This window comes from Dehalobacter sp. MCB1 (assembly GCF_003590275.1).
Lineage (GTDB): Bacteria > Bacillota > Desulfitobacteriia > Desulfitobacteriales > Syntrophobotulaceae > Dehalobacter.
In genome coordinates, this window is sequence record NZ_LXPC01000011.1 from 1 (window position 1) to 23,045 (window position 23,045).

The following is a 23,045-nucleotide window of genomic DNA, read 5'->3' on the forward strand; positions in this document are numbered from 1 at the left end:
ATCGTCGCCTTGGTAGGCCTTTACCCCACCAACTAGCTAATCAGACGCGGGTCCATCCCTAAGCGCTAGCATTTTCAGAGGCCAGCTTTCTTCTCCAAGAGATGCCTCTCAGACAATACATCCGGTATTAGCAGCCGTTTCCAGCTGTTGTCCCGGTCTTAAGGGCAGGTTACCCACGCGTTACTCACCCGTTCGCCACTATCCAATACCCAACACCGATTTCTCCACTCCCATTTTGCTCCGCCTGTGTTGGCACTTTTTAAAAGTGTGGTGCGCTCTCTTCGTTCGCGCACTCGCAGGCTCCTCAAAATTCCTTTGAAGCGCTCGGTGTTGGATACCGGACCGTTCGACTTGCATGTGTTAGGCACGCCGCCAGCGTTCGTCCTGAGCCAGGATCAAACTCTCCATAAAAACTATTTACGGAGCTTGATTCAAGCTCGTTTGTTTACCAAATTTCATTGACGAGTCTAGCTTTTTATTTCATTCTTGTTGTTCAGTTTTCAATGACCTTTGCGGAGCATGGATGCCCCTAAGTTCAAATTCGCCATGGATGGCATCAGAATTTGAACTTCCTATGTCTTCGTCGCGGAGGACATGAATGTCCGGGAGCGACCAATGACCTTGATTCTTTTGGCTCGTTGTGTCCCGAGCGCTTAGTTATAATAACAAAGTTGTCAGTACCTTTCAAGCATCTTTATTCCAGTTTAAACATCACTAGGTCAAGAATGCTTCGTTTTTTCTGCAAAATTCTACGAATATCTAAAGGATAATCATTTTCTTAATTAAATATTCATTTTTTATTAATCTTCTCTGGATTTCATGGTAGGGAATAAGATAACGTCCCTGATAGAGGCTGAGTCTGTCAGAAGCATTACGAGCCTGTCGATCCCAATACCAAGTCCGCCTGTGGGCGGAAGTCCATATTCAAGCGCTTGAAGAAAGTCTTCATCCATCATGTGCGCCTCATCATCGCCCTTTTCTCTTTCCAGAACCTGTTTTTCGAATCTTCCTCTCTGATCAATAGGATCATTTAACTCCGAAAATGCATTTCCTGCCTCTCTACCATAAATAAATACCTCAAACCTGTCCGTATACTCAGGATTTACTGCATTCCTTTTTGCGAGAGGAGAAATTTCTACAGGATGACCGATGATAAAAGTTGGTTGGATAAGTTTTGGTTCAACAAATTCTTCAAAAACCTCATTGATGATTTTGCCCTTGGTTTCCAGTGCATTAATTTGCAGCCCTTTCTCCATGGCAACTTTTCTGGCTTCTTCATCGGTTTCAATTTTGGTAAAATCTATTCCGGCATACTCTTTAACTGCGTCAAGCATTGGCAAGCGGCGCCAGGGCTTCGCAAAATTGATCTTCTCACCCTGATAAGTAATTTCCTGGGTATGGAGAACTTTCTCAACAATATAAACGATCATATCCTCTGTAAGGTTCATAATATCTTCATAATTTGCATAGGCCTGATATAGTTCCATCATGGTAAATTCAGGGTTATGCTTAATCGAAATTCCTTCATTCCGAAAATTACGGCCAATTTCAAATACCTTTTCGAAACCGCCCACAATCAGCCTTTTAAGCGGAAGTTCCAGAGCTATCCTCATGTATAACTGCATATCAAGCGCGTTATGATGCGTGATGAAAGGCTTTGCAGTTGCACCGCCTGCGATTGGAAGCAGCGTAGGCGTCTCAACCTCCAGGAATCCTTTCTCTTCCAAATACTCACGCATTGTTCTGATAATTTTATTTCTGGTGATAAATGTTTCCTTCACTTCTCCATTCATGACCAAATCAAGATAACGCTGACGGTAACGAATATCAACGTTGGTAAGCCCATGAAATTTTTCTGGCAGCGGTCTCAGGGATTTTGACAGCAATATAATATCCTTAGCCTTTATCGAAATCTCGCCTCTTTTGGTACGAAAAACGCTGCCGCGGACGCCGATAATATCACCAATATCAAACGTCTTTATCGTGTCAAACATTTCTTCGCCAAACGCATCAACCTGGATATAAATCTGGATTTTCCCCTGAAGGTCTTGAATGTGCACGAAAAGAACTTTCCCTTGATCTCTTTTGGACATAATTCTTCCAGCTGCGCTGACATCCTGCCCTTCCAGCTCATCAAAATTCTCGATAATGTCCTGTGATAAATGAGTTCTCACGTAATGGTCTGCATAGGGTTCAATCCCTTTCGCCCTCAGATTCTCCAGCTTGTCCAAACGAATACGCATTAGTTCATTAATATCCAGATTTTCCATCGTTTTTTCCCCCAACATCTGTTTAATACGATATTATACCAAATAACGCTATCCAACTAGTACCCTGTAAACGCTATCCAGCCCGTAACACCATCACGCAGTATTACGGGCTAAAATTCAGCTTCATTTTGTTGAAATGAACCATTAAACAAATTCTGATAGAAAGCAGATAATAAACTAGCGAATATCTACAATTTCATAACGAAGCATCCCTGCCGGAACATTAACCTCAACAACGCTGCCTTTGATTTGTCCAAGAACAGCTTTGCCAACCGGTGATTCGTTGGAAATCTTATTGACTGCCGGATCTGCCTCTGCCGAGCCGACGATGGTATACTCCTCTTCGTCCCCGTATTCAACATCTTTCAACAGCACTGTACTTCCTACGGCAACATGATCTTTTTCATCATTGTCGTCAATGACTCTGGCATTTCTCAGCATTTTCTCGAGGGTAATGATCCTGCCTTCGATAAAAGCCTGTTCGTTTTTTGCATCTTCATATTCTGAGTTTTCGGATATATCTCCAAACTCAATGGCTTGTTTAATCCTTTCAGCAACTTCTCTTCTTCTTTGCGTCTTTAGAATTTCCAGTTCTTCTTCCAGTTTTTTCAGACCATCAAGTGTTAAAATGACTTCTTTTTCGGGCATAAAAAATACCCCTCCCTCTTTTCCTCATGAGGTAATTTTTCTTTGAATCCTTTTATGTGAGACATTATATACACAAGTAAAATAAAATATACACTGTAAATCTCTTCCTAGCTTTTTAATACTCGTAATTATAAGGAACCTCCATTTTATTGTCAAGCAAATTTACTTAATATTTTGATAGCCCAATTAATGGTCCGGGCATTCCATTGAATAAATGCCTAAAAATAGTGTCTTCATTTCCTGGTAACTTTTGATTTTCATGATCTGGTTCCGGTACTCTGCTGCTTTCTTCATACCCTTAATATACCAGGAAGCGTGTTTGCGGACCTCCTGTACGCCGATTCTTTCACCTTTATATTCAATGATCTTTTCAAAATGCTGAATAAGTATTCTAAGTTTTTCTCTGTTGCCTGGTTCCTGTGGAAGTGTTTCCGTATCAAGATAATATTGGGATCTGCCAATTAGCCACGGATTTCCTAAAGCTCCCCTCGCTATCATGACTCCGTCACATCCGGTAAGCTGGATCATTTTCAGCGCATCTTCCGGAGACAGAATATCCCCATTCCCAATCACAGGTATGCCAATTCTTGTTTTAATTTTACGGATCCACTCCCAGTTAGCCTTGCCGGAATAATATTGTTCTCTGGTCCGGGCATGAACTGTGAGCATGCTTACTCCTGCCTGCTCTAACATTGGCGCCAGTTCAAGCGCAACAATACTGGAACGATCCCATCCCAAGCGGATTTTAACGGTAACAGGAACCTTCACAGCCTTTACAACTTCGGAGACAATTTCTATCGCTAACGGAATGTTTCGAAGAAGGGATGCCCCTTCACCGTTTTTCACAATCTTTGGTGTCGGACATCCCATATTAATGTCTATAACATCAGCTCCATATGTTTCAGCTATCTCAGCTGCTCTGGCCATGGGGACAGGCTCGGATCCAAAAAGCTGAACAATTCGAGGTCCTTCTTCTCCTTTAAGATCAAGCATTTTAAATGTCTTGGCATTATGATGCAGCAGTGCTTTATCGCTGATCATTTCCGTTATGACGTATTTACCTCCTGTAAGCCGGATGATTTCCCGGAAGGCCTTATCCGTTATCCCTGCCATCGGGGCCATAAAAACAGGCTTATCTGACAAATGATACTTCCCTAATTTCATTTTTACCTCAATGTATACAACTTACCGCAAATTTCTTTCATAAATATACAAAAGCCCTTCCAACGTCAAAAAAGGATCAATAAGATCAATCATTTTGGAATCCCCGAAAATCAGTTCAGCCAGACCACCGGTTGCAATGACTTTAATTTTTCCGCCAAGTTCTTTTTTCATCAGTTCGACAATACGGTCAATCTGTCCGCAAAATCCATGATATATTCCCGCTTGCATACCGTTGACTGTATTTTTGCCGATGACGTTTTTGGTCTTAATAATCTCTACTCTAGGCAATTTTGAAGCTTTTTGGTAGAGTGCCTCAGTGGAAATCCCGATTCCAGGTGCAATCGCCCCCCCTAAGTACTCTCCCTTTTCACTGACGGCGCAAAAAGTTGTTGCCGTACCAAAATCGACAATAACTAATGGCCCGCCATACTTGGTATAGGCAGCAACAGCGTTGACAATCCTGTCTGCACCGAGCTCCCTGGGATTATCAATATTAATGGAAATGCCCGTCTTCACGCCCGGGCCAACAATAATCGGGATTACGCTGAAATACTTTTTGATCATCTGTTCCAGTGCAGGCGTCACAGGCGGTACAACCGAAGAAATAATAGCTCCGGATATATTGCTGAAAGACAAATCGTGAAAACTAAATAAATTTTTAATTGTCGATGCATATTCGTCCGATGTATTGTTTTTATCCGTGGAAATTCTCCAGTAATAAATAAGCTCACTGTCTTGGTAAACACCAAGTACAATATTCGTATTCCCAATATCGATGACCAAAATCATTGTACCGTCTCCTTTAGAACCGGATAAGTACTCGCTTATATTTTTTCAGCAGAATGAAGGTGCTTCTGAATAGATGGCTTGAAATCATCAACAACCATCGAAAAATCAATCGCTTCGACCGAATGCGTAAGCCTGCCTACCGAAATAATGTCAACGCCTGTCTCGGCAATTTGACGCACTGTGTCTTCCCTAACTCCTCCGGACGCCTCTACGACAACCCGGTGGTTAATATACTGAACCGCTGTTTTCATATCCTGCAGGGACATATTATCGAGCATAATCACGTCAACACCGCTCAGAACGGCCTCCCGTACCTGTTCCAGTGTTTCACATTCAACCTCTATTTTAACCATATGGCCAACTTTTGTTTTGATTTTTTGAACAGCCTCAGCCAGATTTCCGATTGCGTCCAGATGATTATCCTTAAGCATAACGGCATCATACAAACCAAAACGGTGGTTCGTTCCTCCGCCGACCCTGACAGCGTATTTCTGCAGGTTTCTCATACCCGGCATCGTTTTGCGCGTATCTGTGACCTTAACGCCTAAATCAGATACAAGTTCAACAAATCTTCTTGTAATACTGGATATCCCTGAAAGATGCTGAATGAAATTAAGTACGGTTCTTTCAGCTTGAAGAATTCCTGCCAGTGAACCATTGATTTTCATGACCAGAGTCCCCGGCCTAATACAGTCTCCATCTTTAACCTGCATCTGAACATCTAGGCACGGATCTATCTTCTTAAAGGTCATCTCAGCAATAAAAAGGCCGCAGACAATGCCATGCGCTTTGGCATAGATTCTGGCTTCACTCTGGTAACCTTCAGGAAAGATCAGCGTACTGAGATCTCCGGTACCGATATCTTCTTTTAATGCTTGTTCAATCAATTCTTCATATTGAAACGTAGCGAACATGATGATCCCCCTTCATATAGACAGAATGCTTTTGCCAGGGTTCCTCTGTAGTCGGAAAATCCCGTCGGAAATGGCCCCCTCTGCTTTCTTCACGTGCCAAAGCAGCCTTGATAATCACCATTCCAATCGCAAGCATATTGCCAAGCTCAAGTTCCGGCACGTCAGAATGGGGGTTAAACCGTTCCATCAATTGATTTAATTCCGCCTGGGCCTGCCGTAAATGTTCTTCATCCCGAATGATTCCGACTTTATCCCATAAAATATTCTGCAGTTCTTCTTTCAGAGCAGCCGGGTCTGCAGCGGAATCCCGAACATCACATTCACCGGGGCAGCCTTCATACGGCAAAACATCTTCCGGTTTGGGCATTTCACTAATTTTCTGATTGATTGTATCAGAAATGGTTGAAGCAAATACTAATCCATCCAACAAGGAGTTGCTGGCAAGCCTGTTGGCACCATGAACGCCATTACAGGCACATTCACCGCAAGCAAAAAGATTTGGCAAATTCGTTTCACCAAATTCATTGATACGGACTCCGCCCATTAAGTAATGCGCAGCAGGGCCGACCGGTACAGGATCTGTAGAAATATCAACGCCATAATTCAGACAAGTTTTATAAATTCCCGGAAACCTTTGTTCGACTTTTGAGTGTCCCATCGGGCTGAAATCAAGATAGACCTGTCCTGTCTGCATCTGCTTCCAGATCTCCCTTGACACAACATCCCTCGGAGCAAGCTCTTTACCGGGGACACCCTCCATAAAACGTTCTCCGCGTGAGTTTACCAGTACAGCTCCCTCTCCTCTGGCTGCCTCCGAAATTAAAAAATTGGGTGCTCCCGGCAGCAGCAGGGCTGTAGGATGGAATTGAATAAATTCCATATCCATAAGTTCGGCTCCTGCCCGATAAGCAGCAGCTATCCCGTCTCCTGTCGCAACCGCAGGATTGGTCGTATGCTTATACATCTGACCTGCACCGCCTGTAGCCAGGATAACGGCTTTAGCCAGCCATACTTCCATTGCCAAGGTCATATTGTTAAGCACCAGAGCTCCACAGACCTCTGCTTTACTATTTTTTACAAAATCGATTAAATAATAGTTTTCTTTAACGGTAATTGGGCTGGAATGCACAACTTCTACCAGGGCACGTTCTATTTCTCCGCCGGTAGCATCACCGTGAGCATGCAGCACCCTGCTTTTGCTGTGAGCAGCTTCCCGCGTAAAATCCAGTTTATTATTACTTTCATCAAATTTGGTGCCAAAATCAATCAGCTTACCGACACACTCCGGCCCTTTCTCAGCCAGGATCTTGACTGCTTTCAGGTTACATAACCCTGCTCCGGCTTTAATGGTATCGCCATAGTGAAATTCAGGAGAGTCATCCTCATTAAGAGCAACGGCAATACCTCCCTGAGCATGCTCAGTGTTGCTTGCCATCACATCTTTCTTGGTCAGAACGGTTACTTCATATTTGGGACAAAGTTTGATTGCTGCAAACAATCCCGCAATTCCGCTTCCGAGAATAAGCACTTCGGTCTGAAAGATCTCAAGCTTATCCTTGTCCCAGGGAATCAGATAGTCATTCTCATTCATATCTCTTACTCATCCTCAATGTTATATGTTCATTATTGGACGGCCAGCATTCTTTCCAGCGCGCAGACCGCCTTCTCTCTGATTTCTTTTGACACAGTAACGACCGGCACCATGTTTGAAAGTGCATCCTTGACCTTTTGCAAGCTGATCTTTTTCATATTCGGGCAGATCATATGTGCTGAAGCCATATAAAATTGTTTCCCGGGACAGCGTTTAGCAAGTTCATGCAAAATGCCACATTCCGTTCCAATAATAAATTCGGTATCCGTCGAATTCTCTGCATACTTAATAATCCCGGCAGTAGAGCCAACATAATCGGCTTCCCGCCAGACTTCCTCGCGGCATTCAGGATGAACCAGAACTTTTGCTCCTTGATGTTCCTCCCTCGCCTTTAAGATATCTTCCCTGGCGAGCCTGTGATGCGTCGGACAAAAACCAGGCCACAAGTTAATCTTTCTATTCGCTTTGGCTGCAACATATCCGCCGAGGTTGCCGTCAGGCACGAAAAGGATCTCCTCGTTTTCAAGAGATTGAATAATTTTCTCAGCATTGGATGATGTGCAGCAAATATCGCTTTCGGCTTTCACCTCTGCGGATGAGTTAACATAACAGACCACTTTAACGCCAGGCAGTTTGGTCTTTGCCTCTCTAAGCCGGTCTGCTTCGACCATATCTGCCATCGGACAGCCTGCTGAAGTGTCCGGTAGCAGGACAATTTTCTCCGGGGATAGGATTGCCGCACTTTCGGCCATAAAATGAACTCCGCAAAATACAATGACAGCGGCATCTGTCCAGGCAGCCTGCTGAGCAAGCTGAAGTGAATCTCCGACAAAATCCGCAATATCCTGAATGTCCCCTGGCTGGTAATAATGGGCAAGAATTACTGCTTTTCTTTGCTTGCGCAGAGCATTTATGTCATTGATCAGCTGATCTTTGCCTTCACCATTATCCATTTATCAGCCTCTCCTTTCGCTCATAGACCTTTTTCTAATTCTATTCTTCGACATATCATGTGTCAAGCCTGTACGCCGTGCACTTCAACCCCGTCAATCCTAACCGACTGGTTTTTTTCATCGACAAAAACAACTTTTGGAGTATATCCTTTGCTTTCCTCATCGGAAAACAGCCCATAGGAAATAATAATTACCTGATCCCCGACCTGAACCAGCCTGGCTGCTGCTCCGTTTAGACAGATCATTCCGGAATTCGCTTCTCCTGGGATCACATACGTCTCCAGCCTGGCTCCATTATTTAGATTAACAACCTGAACTTTCTCGTTTTCCAAAATATCAGCCTGTTCCATCAGACTGCGGTCTATCGTTATGCTTCCCACATAATTCAGGTTGGCCTCAGTAACTCTGGCTTTATGAATCTTTGATTTCATCATATTTCTGAACATTTTTCTCACACCTCCACGACAATATTATCAATCAAGCGCGTTGTCCCAAAACGAACGGCAAGAGCAATCACAACAGAACTGTCAATACTATCGACATCTGCAAGATCGTCCGCTTCCCTGATTTCTACATAATCAATTTTCCCGTTTGATTCACTGCTTATTCTCTGTCTGATCTTTTCTCTGACGACTTCAGCGCAGGTCTCACCCTCAGAGATTAATGCCGCAGCTTCCTGCAATGAACGAAACAGCACTGAGGCTTGCTGCCGGTCTTCGCTGCTCAAATAAGCATTTCTGGAGCTCTTGGCAAGTCCATCGCTTTCTCGAACTGTCGGGAAGGCCACAATTTTGACAGGGCTATTTAAATCTTTTGTCATTTGTTTGATGGCAGCAACCTGCTGGTAATCTTTTAAGCCAAAATAGGCTTCATCAGGCTGAATAATATTAAAAAGTTTTGTCACGACAGTTGCTACTCCCTCAAAGTGCCCGGGACGGCTGGCTCCGCAGAGAACCTCAGTGATCTGGGATACCTGAACTGCCGTAAGGCTTTTTCCGTCCGGATACATTTCCGTGACCGAAGGAGCAAACAACAGGTCCACGCCTGCCTGTTCGGCGAGTCCTGAATCCCTGGCAAGATCACGCGGATATTTCTCGTAATCCTCATTCGGGCCAAACTGTAACGGATTAACAAATATACTCATCACAATATAGGTTCTTTTGTGATTTGGATCCTGATTTCTGGCTATCTTGACCATGGACAGATGGCCCTCATGCAAGAAGCCCATCGTAGGTACAAGAACAACAGTTTTTCCCTGCTGTTTGGCTGATGCTATTTTTTCTCTTGTTTCAGCTATTTTTCCGGCTATAATCATTGCTTTGTTTCCTCTCCTAAGTCTTTCAAAAGTTCTTCCAGGGCGTTTAAATCTTCCGGGCGATAGGATGCCCTATCCAACAGTTTTTTTTCTAATCCCAATTCCAAAGCCAGCTTTCCAAGCTCTCTATAGACTGTCCTAATTTCTTCAGGCATGCTTTGAAGATGTCTTGCGACAACTTGGGCATCTCCCCTAGCGATTGGCCCCGTAAGCGCCCCAGGAAGTCCCAGTTTGCCGATATTCCGACAGGATCCGGCTAACAGTGGAAGTAAGGCAGCCAGGGCCTCTTTACGCTCTATTCCGGCCTGCTCAAATAGTTTGACTGCCAACAGGACCAGCGAAACAAGATAGTTTGAGACGACAACCGCTCCGGCATGATAGAGACTTTTTTTCGAGGGATTAATTTTAAGCGGGATTCCAGCTAATAAAGCAACCAGGTTTTCTCCCTGATTCTCAGCCTCCGGGCTGCTGCCCTCGATGCTAAAATAGGTTCCCTTCATGACAGAAACCGCGGTATCAATATTTGCAAAGGCCTGCAGCGGATGCAGAGACAGGTAGGCGACAGGCAGCATAGGATTCTGACACATGACCCCCGAAGGCAAAGACCCTGAGCAGTGAATCCAGATTTGACCTGGTTTAATGTCCCTTTCCTGAGAAAGTCTGGCTGCCGTTTCTTCAATGTAGCAATCCTGAGTCGTAATAAAAACCAGATCCGACTCCATCACAAGCTGTTTCAATCCGAGTTGCTCTTTTGGCAAGTATCTACAAAAATACTCATATGACTTTTTGCTCCGGGTATGGACTCCGACACACCGCAGCCCTGCCTTTTCTAACAGAATCGCCAGAGATGTCCCGACCACGCCAGTTCCGATGATTCCAAATTTTATCGTATTTGCTGACAACAAAAATACACCTCACATGGTGAAGGTGTATTGTTATAAACGAATTCAACAATTACCCTGCCTTCACCGTCCCAGTAGTAATAATCCAAGCGGTTGATGCACGATCCAATCTGTCTTAAAAAACAGCAGAGCTGCCGTGGTACAATTCCAATTGTGGATATCATCTGCAGCTTATACTTCAGTATATGATAAATTAGAAAAATGATAAAGAAAAATATCTATAGTTTCGTACATTTTTTAACAAGTCCTTCGCCTTGAACCGTTCCGATTACTCTTCCTGACTGCAGAATATAGTCCGGTGCTATTTCTCTTAGCGGAGCCAGTACAAACTCTCTTTGTTCCATGAAGGGATGCGGAATTGTCAGTTTTTCAGTCTGGATCACATAATCCTGGTAGGAAAGAATATCGATATCAATCGTGCGGGACCCCCAATGAATCAGTCGTTTTCTTCCTAGTGATGTTTCAATTTGCTGGCAGACTTCAAGCAGTTCATAAGGATCCAGCTCCGTTTCAATGCCAATGACCATATTCAGGAAAGGTGACTGGTCGACATTGCCCCAGGGTTCAGTATCATAGAGGCTGGAAATACGCTTAACCATGATTCCTGGAGTGTTCATCAACATATCGAGTGCCCGATCCAAATATTCCTTGCGGTCTCCTTCATTGCTCCCCAAACTTAAGAATGCTCTCATCTTTTTTCTCCCGTATGATCTCTACCGATATATCCTTAAGAATTCCGGGAACCGGGGCATTTGGCTTATGTACCTCTACCCGGACACCTGAACAGGAAAATCCATTTGTAATTTCCAAGGCTATTTTTTCGGCAAGTGTTTCAATCAGCTGATAACGCTGATCAACGACACAATGCCTGACCACTTGATAGACTTCGGCATAATTCACCGTCTCAGCTAAACTGTCCTGCATGTTAACCGGCTTCTTCAAGAAGATGTCCACGTCAATAACAAATCTTTGGCCGAGAATCCGTTCCTCCTCCATCACACCATGGTAAGCATAAAGCTCTATCCCTCGCAGGCGGATGACATCATTTTCCTTCATAATCTTCTCCTCTTTGCCGGCGTATAATCAAGTCAGCCATCAGCGCAGCTTTTTTATTCTCGGGGACGTCATGCACACGCAGGATATCTGCGCCTGCAGCAATTCCAAGTGTCCCCAGGGCAATCGTCGGTTCCAGTCTTTGGTCCACCGGAAGGTTCAGAGTCTTGCCAATCACAGATTTGCGGGATACACCCAGAAGAAGAGGACACCCTAACGATTTAAGTTCATCCAACCGGCTTAAGACTTCCATATTCTGTTTCGGGGTTTTACCAAACCCAATCCCCGGATCGACAATAATTTGATTCCGCGTCAATCCGCAGCCAAGTGCCATTTCAATGCTCCGTTCCAGGAATGACAGTATTTCACCCATCATATTCTTATATTCTGTATGGTCCTGGTTATGCATAATCACTACCGGGGCTTTATATTCTGCGATAACGCCCACCATATCAGGGTCTTTTTGTAGGCCCCAGATATCATTAATGATATGGGCGTCTAACTGCAAGGCCTTAGCGGCAACAGCTGCTTTTTGAGTATCAATCGATATCGGAACCGGACAGATCGGTATAAGTGCTTTAAGTACCGGTTCAAGTCTGGACCACTCTTCTTCGGCGCTGACGCCCCCATATCCAGGGCGAGTGGACTCGCCGCCGATATCAAGCATATCGGCACCGTCTGCAACCATTTTTTCGGCCTGTTTTAAAGCATTCTCGATGTTATCAAATTTTCCGCCATCGGAAAAAGAATCCGGTGTAACATTCAGGATTCCCATGATCAGGGTCTTTCTTCCCCACTCAAGAATTTTTCCCCTGCAATCGATCACTCCGGCCGGAGGTGTATCTAAATAGACCAACATTTCACGGAGGGACTCGGCAAGATACTGGCACTCTGGGGACATTGAGCTAAGTTTATCCGCTAGTCTGTTTAACTGCTTATAGTTACCAAGAAGAAATACATCGCTTTCCGGTGCTCCACTGTCGAGCAAATCTTTATGGACAGCTGCATCCCCACCGAAGGAGAGCATTTCCTGTTTCAGAATCAATGCCACCGGAGCTGGTACATTCTCCAGCTTGATCGGTTTGGTTAAAGCCTTGCCATTCATATGTTGAAGGGCGCCAAGGTCAACGCCAACCTGGCTGAGAGCTTTTTCAGCCTGCAATAGGCTATCTATTTTGAGCCATCGCATATTGTACGCCTTCAAACTTATCATTCCTCGTCTTCATATTTAACTCTGTATCTCCAATTCAGAACCTTCACCTGTCATCAGGTTATTCCGCTTCAGCCATAATAGCATATTTAAGTGAATAACTCCCTTTATAGGATGGAACTGTCACTGTTTCTCGGGTTATATCAACTTTTCTTCCAAATTGTTTCAGGTCGATCGCGACCATATTCGTTAAATAGTCGACAAGAACCTCCTGATCTCCTATGGCCAGAATTTCATACGTAGTTCCGCCAATCCTGCTAATCGGAACAGAATTGACCAGGATCGTCGCTGTTCCACTGAGGACAATCGAAGTCGATGCGACAATCCGTTGACTATTGATACTGATTGCTTCTGCTCCTGCCAACCGCAAGACATTCACAATCTCACGCAGTTCATCTGTACTCAGCGGGATCACCGCATCCGTATCCGAACCGCTGTCCTTGACAATCATTTTGACACCCGGCCCGGAAACTGTGATGGTCCCGTCAGCAATTTTAAGCTGATCGAGTCTTGCCGTAAGATAGGGATTCTCACTCTTTTTATTCTTATATTTTTCTAATTCTGCTGATATTCGATTGTACTCTTCCTGCAGGGAATCATTTTCATCCTGCAAGGTTTTCATTACCGTATCGGTTTGCTCGACCCTCTGCTGCTGGATTTTTTTTGCACTGTCCATTTCCCTTTGCGCCTGAAACTGAAGGGAAATTAAAAAGCCAATCGCTACGGAGGCAATGGTCGCAACCGTTATAACATGTTTGTTTATCAACGCTTAACCCTCCTTGACAGGCTGTGCATACTTATAAGTATACTGTTTGGCCGCAGGTACGGTAACAGGTTCTTTTGGATAGATTGGTTCACGTGTAATTCCAAATTGTTTTTGATAATCACCCAGAATATCCCACATATAGAACTGCAGGGCAGATTTGAGATCACTCTGACTGCCGATTGCAACAATATTATAAGGTGGCATCTGTCTCGTGCCGTTGATTTGAATATACGAACCGCTGCAAAATATTTCCGTTTTTGACGTAATCCGCTGATCATTAATCGCAACGGCCTCTGCTCCGCCGTTCCATAACGCATTGACGATTGCCCGCAAATACTCCTCATGAATGTAATAGTTCCCATCGTTCACATTACCGGTACTCCGGTCTCGATCAGAATCGTCCAGGACAATAATGATGCCCGGACCGCTTAGCGCCACAAGCCCGGAACTGATCTTGGCCTGCTCCAATTGTTCAGAGGCCAGGGCCTCAGCACTTGCTCCGGCTTGATATTTCGTCAGCTCTGCCAAAAGCTTGTCGTTTTCACCGGCCAGTTGTTCATTTTCCATTTCCAACTGAAGAAGACTCGGAAGATTGACCTCCTGAGAGGAAGCATTCTGACCCGTCATATAGGACTTAATGACTATAACGATAAAAACACCGATCAGCAGCATACCAACGCTGATCATCAACCGTGCCATTAACTTTTTGTCTTGCATCTGAATTCACCCCGGCCTATTCCGACATTTGATACTTATACTTTCTATACACTGTAAAAAGGACACCCAAATGGGTGTCCTTGTATTTACTCACTTAGCCAATCTTCACCGGCTTTTGCATAATGAAGAATCTCTGCCGGTTTGAAGTACAAGGAAATTTCCCTTTCGGCACTTTCCACAGAATCTGAGCCGTGGATGACGTTTCTGCTGATGTCCATTGCATAGGCACCCCTGATGGAACCAGGATTGGCATTTGCAGGATTGGTCGCGCCCATCATTTCTCTAGCCATAGCAACGACATTCTTTCCTCCCCAAACCATCGCCACGACTGGAGCAGACATAATATACTGAACGGTAGGTTCAAAAAAACCTTTGCCCTTATGTTCTTTATAATGTTCTTCCGCCAACTCCCTGTCTACTTGGATCAATTTTAAGCCAATAAGCTTAAAACCTTTTTTTTCAAATCTGCCAATCACTTCACCAACCAGACCTCTTTGAATGGCGTCCGGCTTAAGCATAAGAAAAGTTCTTTCCACGGGAATCCTCCTTAAACGTCTTTGATTGTTATTTAAGCTCAGATGAGCTGATGACCATGGCACAAATACTTAGGCGTTTTCATTTTCTTCTTTTGATTTATTATTTTCTGCACTGCTACTGTCAGCGGACAAAGGTGTGTCATAAGAATCACCTATGCGTGACTCGTCATATTTGGCAATGATATCCTGGAAAGAGTCTGCCTCCAGCGTTTCATTCACCATCAGAGCCTCGGCAATTGCATGCAGAGTCTCAATTTTCTCTGAAATGATATCCTGCGCTTTCTGATAAGATTCATCAATGATACGGCGCACCTCATGATCAATCGCCTGGGCTACAGATTCACTGTAATTACGGTCACGCGCAATATCACGTCCCAGGAAGACCTGTTCTTCTTTGTGACCGAACGTTACCGGTCCGAGCTCTTCCGACATCCCAAGTTCGGTAATCATTTTTCTTACGATGCCAGTCGCACGTTCCAGGTCGTTGGAGGCGCCAGTACTGATCTCATGCAAAACCAGAGCTTCGGCTACTCTGCCGCCCAAAAGCATGGTGACCTGGTCAAGCAGCTGGGACTTCGTCATATAGTTGCGGTCCTCTTTCGGCAGCAACAGGGTATAGCCTCCTGCCCGGCCTCTTGGAATGATCGATACCTTGTGCAGAGGATCGGTATGCGGAAGGTATTCTCCCAGAAGCGCATGGCCGGCTTCATGGTAAGAAACCAGTTTCTTTTCAAAATCACTGATTACCCGGCTTTTCTTTTCCGGACCAGCAATAACTCTTTCAATCGAATCTTCCAGCGTCTTCATATTGACTTTCTTCTCATTGCGCCGGGCTGAAAGCAAAGCAGCCTCATTGACCAGATTGGCTAGATCGGCCCCTGTAAAACCGGGAGTTCTGCGTGCTAATACTTCAAGGTTAACATCTGAAGCTAACGGTTTACCGTTGACATGTACCTTCAAAATTTCCTCTCTTCCTTTGATATCCGGAAGAGTAACGACAATCTGTCTGTCAAAACGTCCGGGACGGAGAAGGGCGGGATCCAGGATATCCGAACGGTTGGTCGCAGCAATGATGATAACACCTTCGTTACCGTTAAATCCATCCATTTCGACCAGAAGCTGATTTAGGGTCTGCTCACGCTCATCATGGCCACCACCTAAGCCGGCACCGCGCTGACGTCCCACAGCATCAATTTCATCGATAAAAACAATACAGGGGGAATTCTTTTTGGCCTGTTCAAAAAGATCCCTCACCCTTGAGGCTCCAACACCGACAAACATTTCCACAAAATCGGAACCGCTGATACTGAAGAATGGAACTCCGGCTTCTCCGGAAATGGCTTTCGCCAGCAAGGTTTTTCCGGTTCCGGGAGGGCCAAAAAGGAGTACGCCTTTCGGAATCTTGGCTCCAATCTCATTAAATTTTTTCGGTGATTTCAGGAACTCTACAATTTCTTCCAATTCTTCCTTAACTTCATCTGCGCCTGCAACATCTTTAAACGTATACTTGTGTTCATCCGTTACCAACCGCGCCCTGCTTTTGCCAAATTGCATGACTTTGCCTCCGCCGCCTTGGGTTTGCTGCATCATATAGAAGAACAGCCCAAAAATAAACAAGAACATCAGAAGCGTCGGCAGGACAGAAACCCACCACGGCACAGTGGCCGGAGGCTCAAATGTAAGGTTGATATTTTGTTTTTCCATCTGATCCAGAAGTGTTTGATCTCCCGAGGGACCGGCGACTTCGTAGACCTTGCTGTCTTTCATGGTAACGGTATAGACGTAATATTTATCATTGACCTGAACGGAAACATCACTGACGCCGCCCGAAGCAATCGCCTGCTTAAAAGCATTATATTTTAGACTGGTATCCTTTTCTTCAGGAGGATTTGCCCATTTAATAAGCAAAACCGCAAGAAGAATAATCAACAAATAGATTGCGACATTTTTTAGTATTTTCAATCGGAGATCCTCCTCTCGTTGATGAGAAACATATTATTAATACTTAAAGTACAGCATTCGAAACGTTTGAAAACTATGAGATATTATATCATGTGGTTTCCTATTTTACAATGAATCCAAAATAGTAGTAAAGGCTTATATTTCAGCCACAAGCAAATACAGTCTGGAAGATTGCGGGCCAGCTGGCAAAAGGCTGTCTCCCCTGCATACGCCTGGGATCCAGAAGACGAGATCGCCAAAAGCAAAAAACGGAATCTTATCACGTTCCCCAGCAGGGATATGTTTGTCCTGAAAAACCTTTTTAATTGCTTTATGCCCTAAATTCTTAAAATAAATACGGTCTCCGGCCTGTCTCGTTCTATATACTAAAGGCTCAGTCTGAACAGACATCTGGTCCGGGTCAAGTTCCGTACTCCATAAAACATGCTGTCCTTCCGGGTAAAAATTAAAAATCCCCACCTGTACTTTTAATTCAGTAATTTTATTCCAAATGTTCAAAGCAAGCGGCAACTTGACAAAAAGGCGGGTCTTTTCAATTCTATCTTTCCCGGAAATATGCTCTTTTGATTCTATATCTACATTAAAAAAGAAAAGGCCTTGCTTGACAACTTCTACCTTAAAACCCGGAAGATCCTGGCGCCATCCGGTCTGTTTCCCTTTATGCATCCAAAGTTTAACAAATCTAAACGCTGGCCCTCTTGTTTCTCCCGATACCTGCGAAGCCGCTCTCCGAAGCAGGCGGGAAAGGATTGCCTCCGGTTCCTTCCAAGCTTCGTGCGAAAGCAGGACTCCGGTATGATCTGCCTGGAGACAGTACCTGAGCCACAAAGCTTCCGTCTGGACGCAAATATATTCTTCGTCCCAGCGCAGCAGTTCCGCTGTTCGTCCCAAAGCATCCGTAATCTTCTGATTATATTTGCTTTCCAGTTCAGGGATTAGCTCGAGTCTGATCTTATTCCTGTAATAGTCCGTTTCCAGATTGCTCTTGTCAATTGAATAGGGAAGATTTTGGACTTTGCAGTATTCTAGGATTTCTTGTTTTGTTACCGAAAGAAGCGGACGGATGATTTTGTCTTTTACAGGATAAATGCCTGCAAGTCCTGTTGTTCCGCTTCCTCTTAAGAGACGGTAGAGAACAGTTTCCGCTTGATCTCCCAAATGATGGGCAGTGGCCAGTAAATCACAGCCCCACGCTTCCATGTCTTCCTTCCAGCGGGCATAGCGCCATTCTCTTGATGCTTCCTGAAAACTTTGGCGGCAAACTAAAGCGTTGTGTTTTGCATCAAATTCATGCAAAATAAATCCTGCTTTCCATTTCCCGGCAAGATTCTTAACGAGCTCCGCTTCCTCGTCGGCTTCTTTTCTGACCTTATGATTGACATGCGTAATAACAAAAGAAATATTTTTATCTTGATTTTCGCATGAATAGCGGTAAATGACATGAGCCAGAGCCACCGAGTCCGGTCCTCCCGAAACAGCTACAAGTACTTTGGACTGAGACGGAATTTGTTGCGGCAATACCTCTGAGCTCAATCTTTCATACATTATTTTCTCCGCAGCCTTCCTAAAATCGTATTAATACTATTCTCTCTAGATTTTGCCGATTTGTCAAAGTGTTCGAAACAAAAATATTTCTTTTTTGACTATAAGGGTTAAATCTTAACAACAGCTTAAAACCCGGTTTAATTTCTAGCATCTTTTCCGGCCAAGTCCTTCCTCTTCACAACCAGAACAACTCCGTCATCTTCCAGGCAGTCGCCGGACAGTCTTCGTGCTTCTTTGACAATACTATCGGCCAAATCCTGCGAAGTCAAACTTTTGTTGTTCTTCAGATATTCTTTGAGCCAGTCATCCTTTCTTTTAGCTACATCCAAGATTCCGTCAGTTACGATGACAAGCGTCTCGTCTTTAAAAGGAATATCAATCGCCGGAATATCAATATCATTCAGTATACCAGCCGGCAGACTTGATGTTTTTACTGCATCTACTTTGTTTCTGCTGATGATATAGGTTGGTGCTGCTCCAATTTTTATCAACCTGGCTTGATTTGTCTCGATATTCAACACGGCCATGTCGACGGTGACAAAGCTCTCTTCCGGAGAACGTAAAACCAAGATCGAATTGAGAGCTTTGATGGCACTCTCCGGTTCAAAACCAGTACTCAGAAGTTGTTCCAGTATTGTAAGCGCCGCTGAACTCATCCTGGCCGCCTCTTCCCCTGCGCCCATACCGTCACAGATAATCAGCGCATTTTTGGATGAAGATAACGAAACCGAACTGAAATTATCTCCGCTTATCCCATTACCAGTTTTAATAAAAGAGCCGATACCCAGATCTAAAACCAGTTTATGCTTGCGGGACCAGACCAGTGGCTTTCCGTCTTCGTGATTATGCTGAGAATGAAGTTCCTGGGCGAGGTGCCCGATCACCTGAGATACACTTCTGTACTGACCAGCCAAGGCTTCCCTGTTTATAGCCAGACGTTTTTGCCAAACCTCTTTGTCCTTTTCTTGTTCCAGAATAAATTGAGCCGCCAGTATGACTTCCTCAAGTTTACTGCATTTTCCCCATTCGACAGGCACTTTCTCCTGATTGATTTGGTCTGAAGCCTCACCGGTTTGTTTTCTTTGAATTTTTTTCTCTTCATAGGCAAACAAGTCATACATAAAATGATAAGTTTGATGGAAATCCTGCTGCCAGCAATAATTTGAATCTGGGCAATGCCGGCATATCTTATCAACCAGGGTATTCATCATTTCCGGTACTTCCGGCTGCAGCCTGGATTCAAGTCCTGCCGCCTGGAAACCATAAGCGAGCTGATCAAATAGGTCGCCAACGGTTTTGACTTTACTTACGGTTGTTTCAATTTCTGGCATTACTTTATTCTTCAGAAAAGACTTTTCATGTTTTCCGGGTAATAAGAAAAACATAAGAAGCGCAAGCGCGGACGAATAAAGATGAGAAGTCAAAAATGTCTCATTGACAAAAAAAGAAGCCATTAAAATAGAGGCGCTGTAGGCAGCTGCAATTCCCATCTTGCCGAAACGAGTAAATCCTCCGCAGATAAACCCCAGTAAGCTGTAAAGTCCCGCATCAATCAGGTTATCGATTCCAAGGTTCCATTTTAACAAAAAGCCTAAAATTGCTCCGACACCTGCAGCTGAACCGGCTCCGTATTTATAGGCCACAAAAAGCAGGAAAAACCCCATAAATGTGATTTGTAAATTGATTTTCCCAAAAGTGAGCCCTTGTAAGCCACTTAAGCAGACTGCCAGCACCAAAATCCACACCATACCTTGTTCACCCTTGAAACTGCCCTTCATGAGGCTCTCCTTATGAAGAAACGCAAAGAAAAAAATGATTGAAAAGCCTGCCGCAACAATGCTTTGGACCATTACCAGTAAGATAGACTCCTCCCCAAAGCTATTGGTAAACCATGATACGCCTAATCCGGGCAGTAAAGTTCCAAGTGCCGTAAACCCTGCGAGAAGAAGTATTTTGTTCTTGCTCTCTTTGATCATCTGAATTGCCAGAACGCCTAGAACCGCACTCGGCATAACTTCCAGAAATACAGAAAAATCCTGGACAGATACCAGACCGATCGCAATTCCGGTAAGACCTGGCAGAATCCATTTTTTCATATTCATGCCGAGAACTGCAAGATAGGCAACAGCAAATGGATAAATACCCAATAGGTTTGCCCGAGCTGTTAAAAAACCTCCGATAACAATTAGACATTGTATTCCCAGAGAGTCAGAAAATCGATTAATAATTTTCTCAGCTTTGAGTGTTGCCCATTCAGCCATAATGCCACCTCTTCCATTTAATGGAATCATTATAGCTGATGACGGCCGCGAAGCTTGTCTAATTCGGGAATCTTCATGGGCAATCATTTTTCTTGCTTCAGCAAAAAAACGATTGGCGTTGTATCATCTCCGAATATAACCGCTGAATTGACATGATATTACCTAATCAAAAAGCGCCGCCCTTAACAAATTTAAATAATTCGTTACGGCAGCGCTTATTACATATATTTTTTCATTGATATTAATTCCCCGACTCTTTCGGAGCTATTAAAATTTCTCCTTTACGAACCAGTCCAAGCTTTTCTCTGGCTAATTGCTCCACATAACTCGGGGTATTTAATTTCTCTATTTCCTCATGCAATTGATCATTTTGAGCAATAATCTGAAGCTTTTTATTCTCGAGTTCTGCTTTTTGCTGCTCAATGGAATGATCCAGCTGAAGCAGCTGATAGGACCAGCTTCCGCCTAACATCAAAGCAATTCCCAAAACAATTACAAATATTGGATTTATCTTTTTTATTTTCTTTTTTGTATACTTCTTATTATTTCTCATTTCCCTCATCGTCCTCCAACGGATAATTCAGCCCTAACTCATGATCCTGGATGATTCCGATGATTTGATATCCTTTGGTCTTGGCCCTTACGAGCATGGTTGAAACAGAACTGCTGCTTATCCCCAGAACCTTGGCGATATCCTCGACGGAATGCCCGCTTTCTTTAAGCATGACAGCTTGTCTCTCCCGGAAACTCAGTTTTTCCAATCCCCGTATTTCCCAGTGCAAAATTTTCTTTCCTTATTGTGAATTTACGGCTAAAGACAAAAATTCATCTACATACTAGCTACATATTCGGTACAAATCAACTACAAAAACATTATAAGTATAGTCATTATATAATTAAAGCTGGTCAAAATCAATACTATTTGCTCTTTTTTATTAAAGCATTCCGGCTTATCGCTTCACCGATTCGATAGAGAAGCATCCCCAGCCAGCGCAGAATGCCATAGGGGATCCGCATCATTACGGCAACTCCAATGTAAACGCCTCGGAAAAACGCCTGAAAAATATTTCTAATAAATTGGCAAACGTGATGGATCAAGCGAAATAACACATCAAAAGTTTTTTTGACATATCGGCTAAAAACGGCAATATAGAGCAAAAGACCTAACAAGCTTCCCAAAAACAGATAAAAACGAAATTCAAGGTAATTTGCTTTTTGCGCTAAGCAAAAAATAATTCCAAGCGCAGCGACAGAGAAAAGCAAATCTCCTAAAAACGTCTGAATCTTTGTCAAGCCCAAATGCCAACGTAAGATTCGGTAAAAATCAAAACATATCCCAACTAGTAATCCACTTAGGACAATGCTAATCAAAACAGCAAACTCGCTAATCCCGATTTCGCCCCCTTCAAAAGGCTATTTGAAAATTTTTTCCCATACTCCCTTGGAGGATTCTCCAGATCCACTCGCAGCATAAATCAGCATGTCAATTTGGCCTTCAATCTCCAGTTCCGATTGTTCGAGGTTAAGATTGTTTACCCCCAGATCCCGTCCCTTAATCGTTACTCTACCTTTTGTGGTATCCAGCATAATCTCTTTGGGGTCGAACGATTTTACCTTTTTTACCCCTGAAACCGTCAGTAGTTTTCTGTCTTTGATAATGATCTTATGCTCAATTTCCCGTTGACCTGTCATTTCCATCCCCCCAAAGCCCTTTCTGAATAAATACTTATTCAGAAAGTGGGGGGTTTAGACATCATTATTTTTCTTTTCATCTTTGATCAGCTGATAGAGCGTCTCAGCTTCTTCCGCCTTGGCACTTGGTGGTATCGACACTACCTTGACTTCAAGGATATGATTCCGCATATCAATGCAAATAATGTCTCCAGGCTTTACTTCTGCCGAAGGTTTGGCAACTCTGCCATTTACACTGACTTTTTCGCCTCCACAGACATCTTTGGCCACAGTTCTCCTTTTGATAAGCCTTGATACCTTAAGATATTTGTCCAGTCTCAAACAAAGCAACTCCTTATTTTAAAATACATCTTAAAAAACCAGGCTCAAAAAGAACCTGGTTTTTCGCAATCAAGCTATGAACTTAAGAAATTTAAGAATTTACTGTACTGACTCTTTTAAAGCTTTTCCTGCCTTAAAGCCAGGTACTTTGCATGCGGGAATGACAATCTCCTCTTTGGTCTGAGGATTTCTGCCGACACGCTCTTCTCTTTTCTTAACCTCAAATGTACCAAAACCAACTAATTGGACTTTCTCACCACTTGCCATTGCTTGACTGATTGTGTCAAAGACTGCGGCTACCGCTTTTTCGGCATCCTTCTTGGTGAATTCGGTCTTTTCTGCTACTGCAGCAACGAGTTCCGCTTTATTCAAAAGTCTCCCTCCTAATAATAAAAACTAATAGCCTCTATATTCGCTATGAAACTGCATTTTCCTT

The 23,045-nt window shown here is 43.8% G+C and carries 25 protein-coding genes and 1 rRNA gene; all 26 read right to left on the reverse strand.

What is annotated here, in order from left to right; all coding sequences use genetic code 11:
• Positions 1-411 (reverse strand): 16S ribosomal RNA (locus tag A7K50_RS06930); the annotation flags it as partial.
• 389 nt (positions 412-800) lie between these two features.
• Positions 801-2,270, reverse strand: coding sequence for a lysine--tRNA ligase (gene lysS, locus A7K50_RS06935; RefSeq protein ID WP_119775174.1), 1,470 nt, complete (start codon positions 2,268-2,270; stop codon positions 801-803).
• Positions 2,271-2,447: 177 nt separating this feature from the next.
• Entirely contained in the window at positions 2,448-2,918 is a 471-nt protein-coding gene (gene greA / locus A7K50_RS06940; protein WP_020492235.1) for a transcription elongation factor GreA, read from the reverse strand.
• Positions 2,919-3,104: 186 nt separating this feature from the next.
• Positions 3,105-4,082, reverse strand: a complete 978-nt coding sequence (dusB, locus tag A7K50_RS06945; protein ID WP_020492236.1) for a tRNA dihydrouridine synthase DusB — start codon at positions 4,080-4,082, stop codon at positions 3,105-3,107.
• A gap of 21 nt (positions 4,083-4,103) precedes the next feature.
• The gene (locus A7K50_RS06950) at positions 4,104-4,871 is read right to left on the reverse strand and encodes a type III pantothenate kinase (RefSeq protein ID WP_119775176.1); all 768 of its coding nucleotides are present in this window, start codon (positions 4,869-4,871) and stop codon (positions 4,104-4,106) included.
• Between the two features lie 35 nt (positions 4,872-4,906).
• Positions 4,907-5,785, reverse strand: coding sequence for a carboxylating nicotinate-nucleotide diphosphorylase (nadC, locus tag A7K50_RS06955; RefSeq protein ID WP_119775178.1), 879 nt, complete (start codon positions 5,783-5,785; stop codon positions 4,907-4,909).
• Positions 5,763-7,376 carry an L-aspartate oxidase gene (gene nadB / locus A7K50_RS06960; protein ID WP_119775179.1) on the reverse strand — a complete coding sequence of 538 codons (1,614 nt, stop codon included), beginning with the start codon at positions 7,374-7,376 and terminating at the stop codon, positions 5,763-5,765. Before nadB ends, nadC begins: the two co-directional genes overlap by 23 nt.
• A 32-nt stretch (positions 7,377-7,408) precedes the next feature.
• Positions 7,409-8,329, reverse strand: a complete 921-nt coding sequence (gene nadA / locus A7K50_RS06965) for a quinolinate synthase NadA (RefSeq protein WP_119775181.1) — start codon at positions 8,327-8,329, stop codon at positions 7,409-7,411.
• A 62-nt stretch (positions 8,330-8,391) separates the two neighbouring features.
• Entirely contained in the window at positions 8,392-8,775 is a 384-nt protein-coding gene (gene panD / locus A7K50_RS06970; protein ID WP_026156448.1) for an aspartate 1-decarboxylase, read from the reverse strand.
• A gap of 5 nt (positions 8,776-8,780) precedes the next feature.
• A complete protein-coding gene (gene panC, locus A7K50_RS06975) occupies positions 8,781-9,644 on the reverse strand; it encodes a pantoate--beta-alanine ligase (protein ID WP_119775183.1) in 864 nt (287 codons plus the stop codon).
• Positions 9,641-10,546 carry a DUF2520 domain-containing protein gene (locus A7K50_RS06980; protein ID WP_119775185.1) on the reverse strand — a complete coding sequence of 302 codons (906 nt, stop codon included), beginning with the start codon at positions 10,544-10,546 and terminating at the stop codon, positions 9,641-9,643. The genes panC and A7K50_RS06980 overlap by 4 nt, the downstream gene beginning before the upstream one ends.
• 218 nt (positions 10,547-10,764) lie before the next feature.
• Positions 10,765-11,238, reverse strand: a complete 474-nt coding sequence (folK, locus tag A7K50_RS06985; RefSeq protein WP_119775187.1) for a 2-amino-4-hydroxy-6-hydroxymethyldihydropteridine diphosphokinase — start codon at positions 11,236-11,238, stop codon at positions 10,765-10,767.
• Positions 11,207-11,602, reverse strand: coding sequence for a dihydroneopterin aldolase (gene folB, locus A7K50_RS06990; RefSeq protein WP_020492245.1), 396 nt, complete (start codon positions 11,600-11,602; stop codon positions 11,207-11,209). The genes folK and folB overlap by 32 nt, the downstream gene beginning before the upstream one ends.
• On the reverse strand, positions 11,589-12,812 hold the full coding sequence (gene folP / locus A7K50_RS06995; protein WP_119775189.1) for a dihydropteroate synthase: 1,224 nt from the start codon (positions 12,810-12,812) through the stop codon (positions 11,589-11,591). The genes folB and folP overlap by 14 nt, the downstream gene beginning before the upstream one ends.
• A gap of 58 nt (positions 12,813-12,870) precedes the next feature.
• Positions 12,871-13,575: a DUF881 domain-containing protein gene (locus A7K50_RS07000; protein WP_119775191.1), complete on the reverse strand. Its 705-nt coding sequence runs from the start codon at positions 13,573-13,575 to the stop codon at positions 12,871-12,873.
• Positions 13,576-13,578: 3 nt separating this feature from the next.
• Positions 13,579-14,292 carry a DUF881 domain-containing protein gene (locus A7K50_RS07005; protein ID WP_020492248.1) on the reverse strand — a complete coding sequence of 238 codons (714 nt, stop codon included), beginning with the start codon at positions 14,290-14,292 and terminating at the stop codon, positions 13,579-13,581.
• Positions 14,293-14,378: 86 nt separating this feature from the next.
• Positions 14,379-14,828: a nucleoside-diphosphate kinase gene (ndk, locus tag A7K50_RS07010; protein ID WP_020492249.1), complete on the reverse strand. Its 450-nt coding sequence runs from the start codon at positions 14,826-14,828 to the stop codon at positions 14,379-14,381.
• 69 nt (positions 14,829-14,897) lie between these two features.
• Positions 14,898-16,790 (reverse strand): ATP-dependent zinc metalloprotease FtsH, encoded by a 1,893-nt coding sequence (ftsH, locus tag A7K50_RS07015; protein ID WP_119775193.1) that lies wholly within the window; start codon positions 16,788-16,790, stop codon positions 14,898-14,900.
• Between the two features lie 135 nt (positions 16,791-16,925).
• Entirely contained in the window at positions 16,926-18,335 is a 1,410-nt protein-coding gene (gene tilS, locus A7K50_RS07020) for a tRNA lysidine(34) synthetase TilS (RefSeq protein WP_119775195.1), read from the reverse strand.
• A 137-nt stretch (positions 18,336-18,472) separates the two neighbouring features.
• Positions 18,473-20,596, reverse strand: coding sequence for a SpoIIE family protein phosphatase (locus A7K50_RS07025; protein WP_119775196.1), 2,124 nt, complete (start codon positions 20,594-20,596; stop codon positions 18,473-18,475).
• A 241-nt stretch (positions 20,597-20,837) separates the two neighbouring features.
• Positions 20,838-21,149, reverse strand: coding sequence for a septum formation initiator family protein (locus A7K50_RS07030; RefSeq protein WP_119775198.1), 312 nt, complete (start codon positions 21,147-21,149; stop codon positions 20,838-20,840).
• Complete coding sequence (locus tag A7K50_RS07035) at positions 21,139-21,378, reverse strand: sigma factor-like helix-turn-helix DNA-binding protein (protein WP_020492254.1); 240 nt, start codon at positions 21,376-21,378, stop codon at positions 21,139-21,141. Before A7K50_RS07035 ends, A7K50_RS07030 begins: the two co-directional genes overlap by 11 nt.
• Before the next feature lie 136 nt (positions 21,379-21,514).
• On the reverse strand, positions 21,515-21,967 hold the full coding sequence (yabQ, locus tag A7K50_RS07040) for a spore cortex biosynthesis protein YabQ (protein ID WP_119775200.1): 453 nt from the start codon (positions 21,965-21,967) through the stop codon (positions 21,515-21,517).
• Between the two features lie 42 nt (positions 21,968-22,009).
• Positions 22,010-22,288: a sporulation protein YabP gene (yabP, locus tag A7K50_RS07045; protein ID WP_026156454.1), complete on the reverse strand. Its 279-nt coding sequence runs from the start codon at positions 22,286-22,288 to the stop codon at positions 22,010-22,012.
• Between the two features lie 54 nt (positions 22,289-22,342).
• Positions 22,343-22,609: an RNA-binding S4 domain-containing protein gene (locus A7K50_RS07050; protein ID WP_119775202.1), complete on the reverse strand. Its 267-nt coding sequence runs from the start codon at positions 22,607-22,609 to the stop codon at positions 22,343-22,345.
• Positions 22,610-22,708: 99 nt separating this feature from the next.
• Positions 22,709-22,981: an HU family DNA-binding protein gene (locus A7K50_RS07055; protein ID WP_015042343.1), complete on the reverse strand. Its 273-nt coding sequence runs from the start codon at positions 22,979-22,981 to the stop codon at positions 22,709-22,711.
• Positions 22,982-23,045: the final 64 nt, after the last annotated feature.

Bases quoted from the DNA above. Each gene is read 5' to 3' on its own strand.
- panC (WP_119775183.1), bottom strand. From the start codon at position 9,644: ATGATTATAGCCGGAAAAATAGCTGAAACAAGAGAAAAAATAGCATCA.
- A7K50_RS06950 (WP_119775176.1), bottom strand. From the start codon at position 4,871: ATGATTTTGGTCATCGATATTGGGAATACGAATATTGTACTTGGTGTT.
- dusB (WP_020492236.1), bottom strand. From the start codon at position 4,082: ATGAAATTAGGGAAGTATCATTTGTCAGATAAGCCTGTTTTTATGGCC.
- tilS (WP_119775195.1), bottom strand. From the start codon at position 18,335: ATGTATGAAAGATTGAGCTCAGAGGTATTGCCGCAACAAATTCCGTCT.
- greA (WP_020492235.1), bottom strand. From the start codon at position 2,918: ATGCCCGAAAAAGAAGTCATTTTAACACTTGATGGTCTGAAAAAACTG.
- nadA (WP_119775181.1), bottom strand. From the start codon at position 8,329: ATGGATAATGGTGAAGGCAAAGATCAGCTGATCAATGACATAAATGCT.
- panD (WP_026156448.1), bottom strand. From the start codon at position 8,775: ATGTTCAGAAATATGATGAAATCAAAGATTCATAAAGCCAGAGTTACT.
- folB (WP_020492245.1), bottom strand. From the start codon at position 11,602: ATGAAGGAAAATGATGTCATCCGCCTGCGAGGGATAGAGCTTTATGCT.
- nadB (WP_119775179.1), bottom strand. From the start codon at position 7,376: ATGAATGAGAATGACTATCTGATTCCCTGGGACAAGGATAAGCTTGAG.
- A7K50_RS07030 (WP_119775198.1), bottom strand. From the start codon at position 21,149: ATGAGAAATAATAAGAAGTATACAAAAAAGAAAATAAAAAAGATAAAT.
- A7K50_RS07005 (WP_020492248.1), bottom strand. From the start codon at position 14,292: ATGCAAGACAAAAAGTTAATGGCACGGTTGATGATCAGCGTTGGTATG.
- lysS (WP_119775174.1), bottom strand. From the start codon at position 2,270: ATGGAAAATCTGGATATTAATGAACTAATGCGTATTCGTTTGGACAAG.
- yabP (WP_026156454.1), bottom strand. From the start codon at position 22,288: ATGACAGGTCAACGGGAAATTGAGCATAAGATCATTATCAAAGACAGA.
- A7K50_RS07025 (WP_119775196.1), bottom strand. From the start codon at position 20,596: ATGGCTGAATGGGCAACACTCAAAGCTGAGAAAATTATTAATCGATTT.
- folP (WP_119775189.1), bottom strand. From the start codon at position 12,812: ATGATAAGTTTGAAGGCGTACAATATGCGATGGCTCAAAATAGATAGC.
- folK (WP_119775187.1), bottom strand. From the start codon at position 11,238: ATGAGAGCATTCTTAAGTTTGGGGAGCAATGAAGGAGACCGCAAGGAA.
- nadC (WP_119775178.1), bottom strand. From the start codon at position 5,785: ATGTTCGCTACGTTTCAATATGAAGAATTGATTGAACAAGCATTAAAA.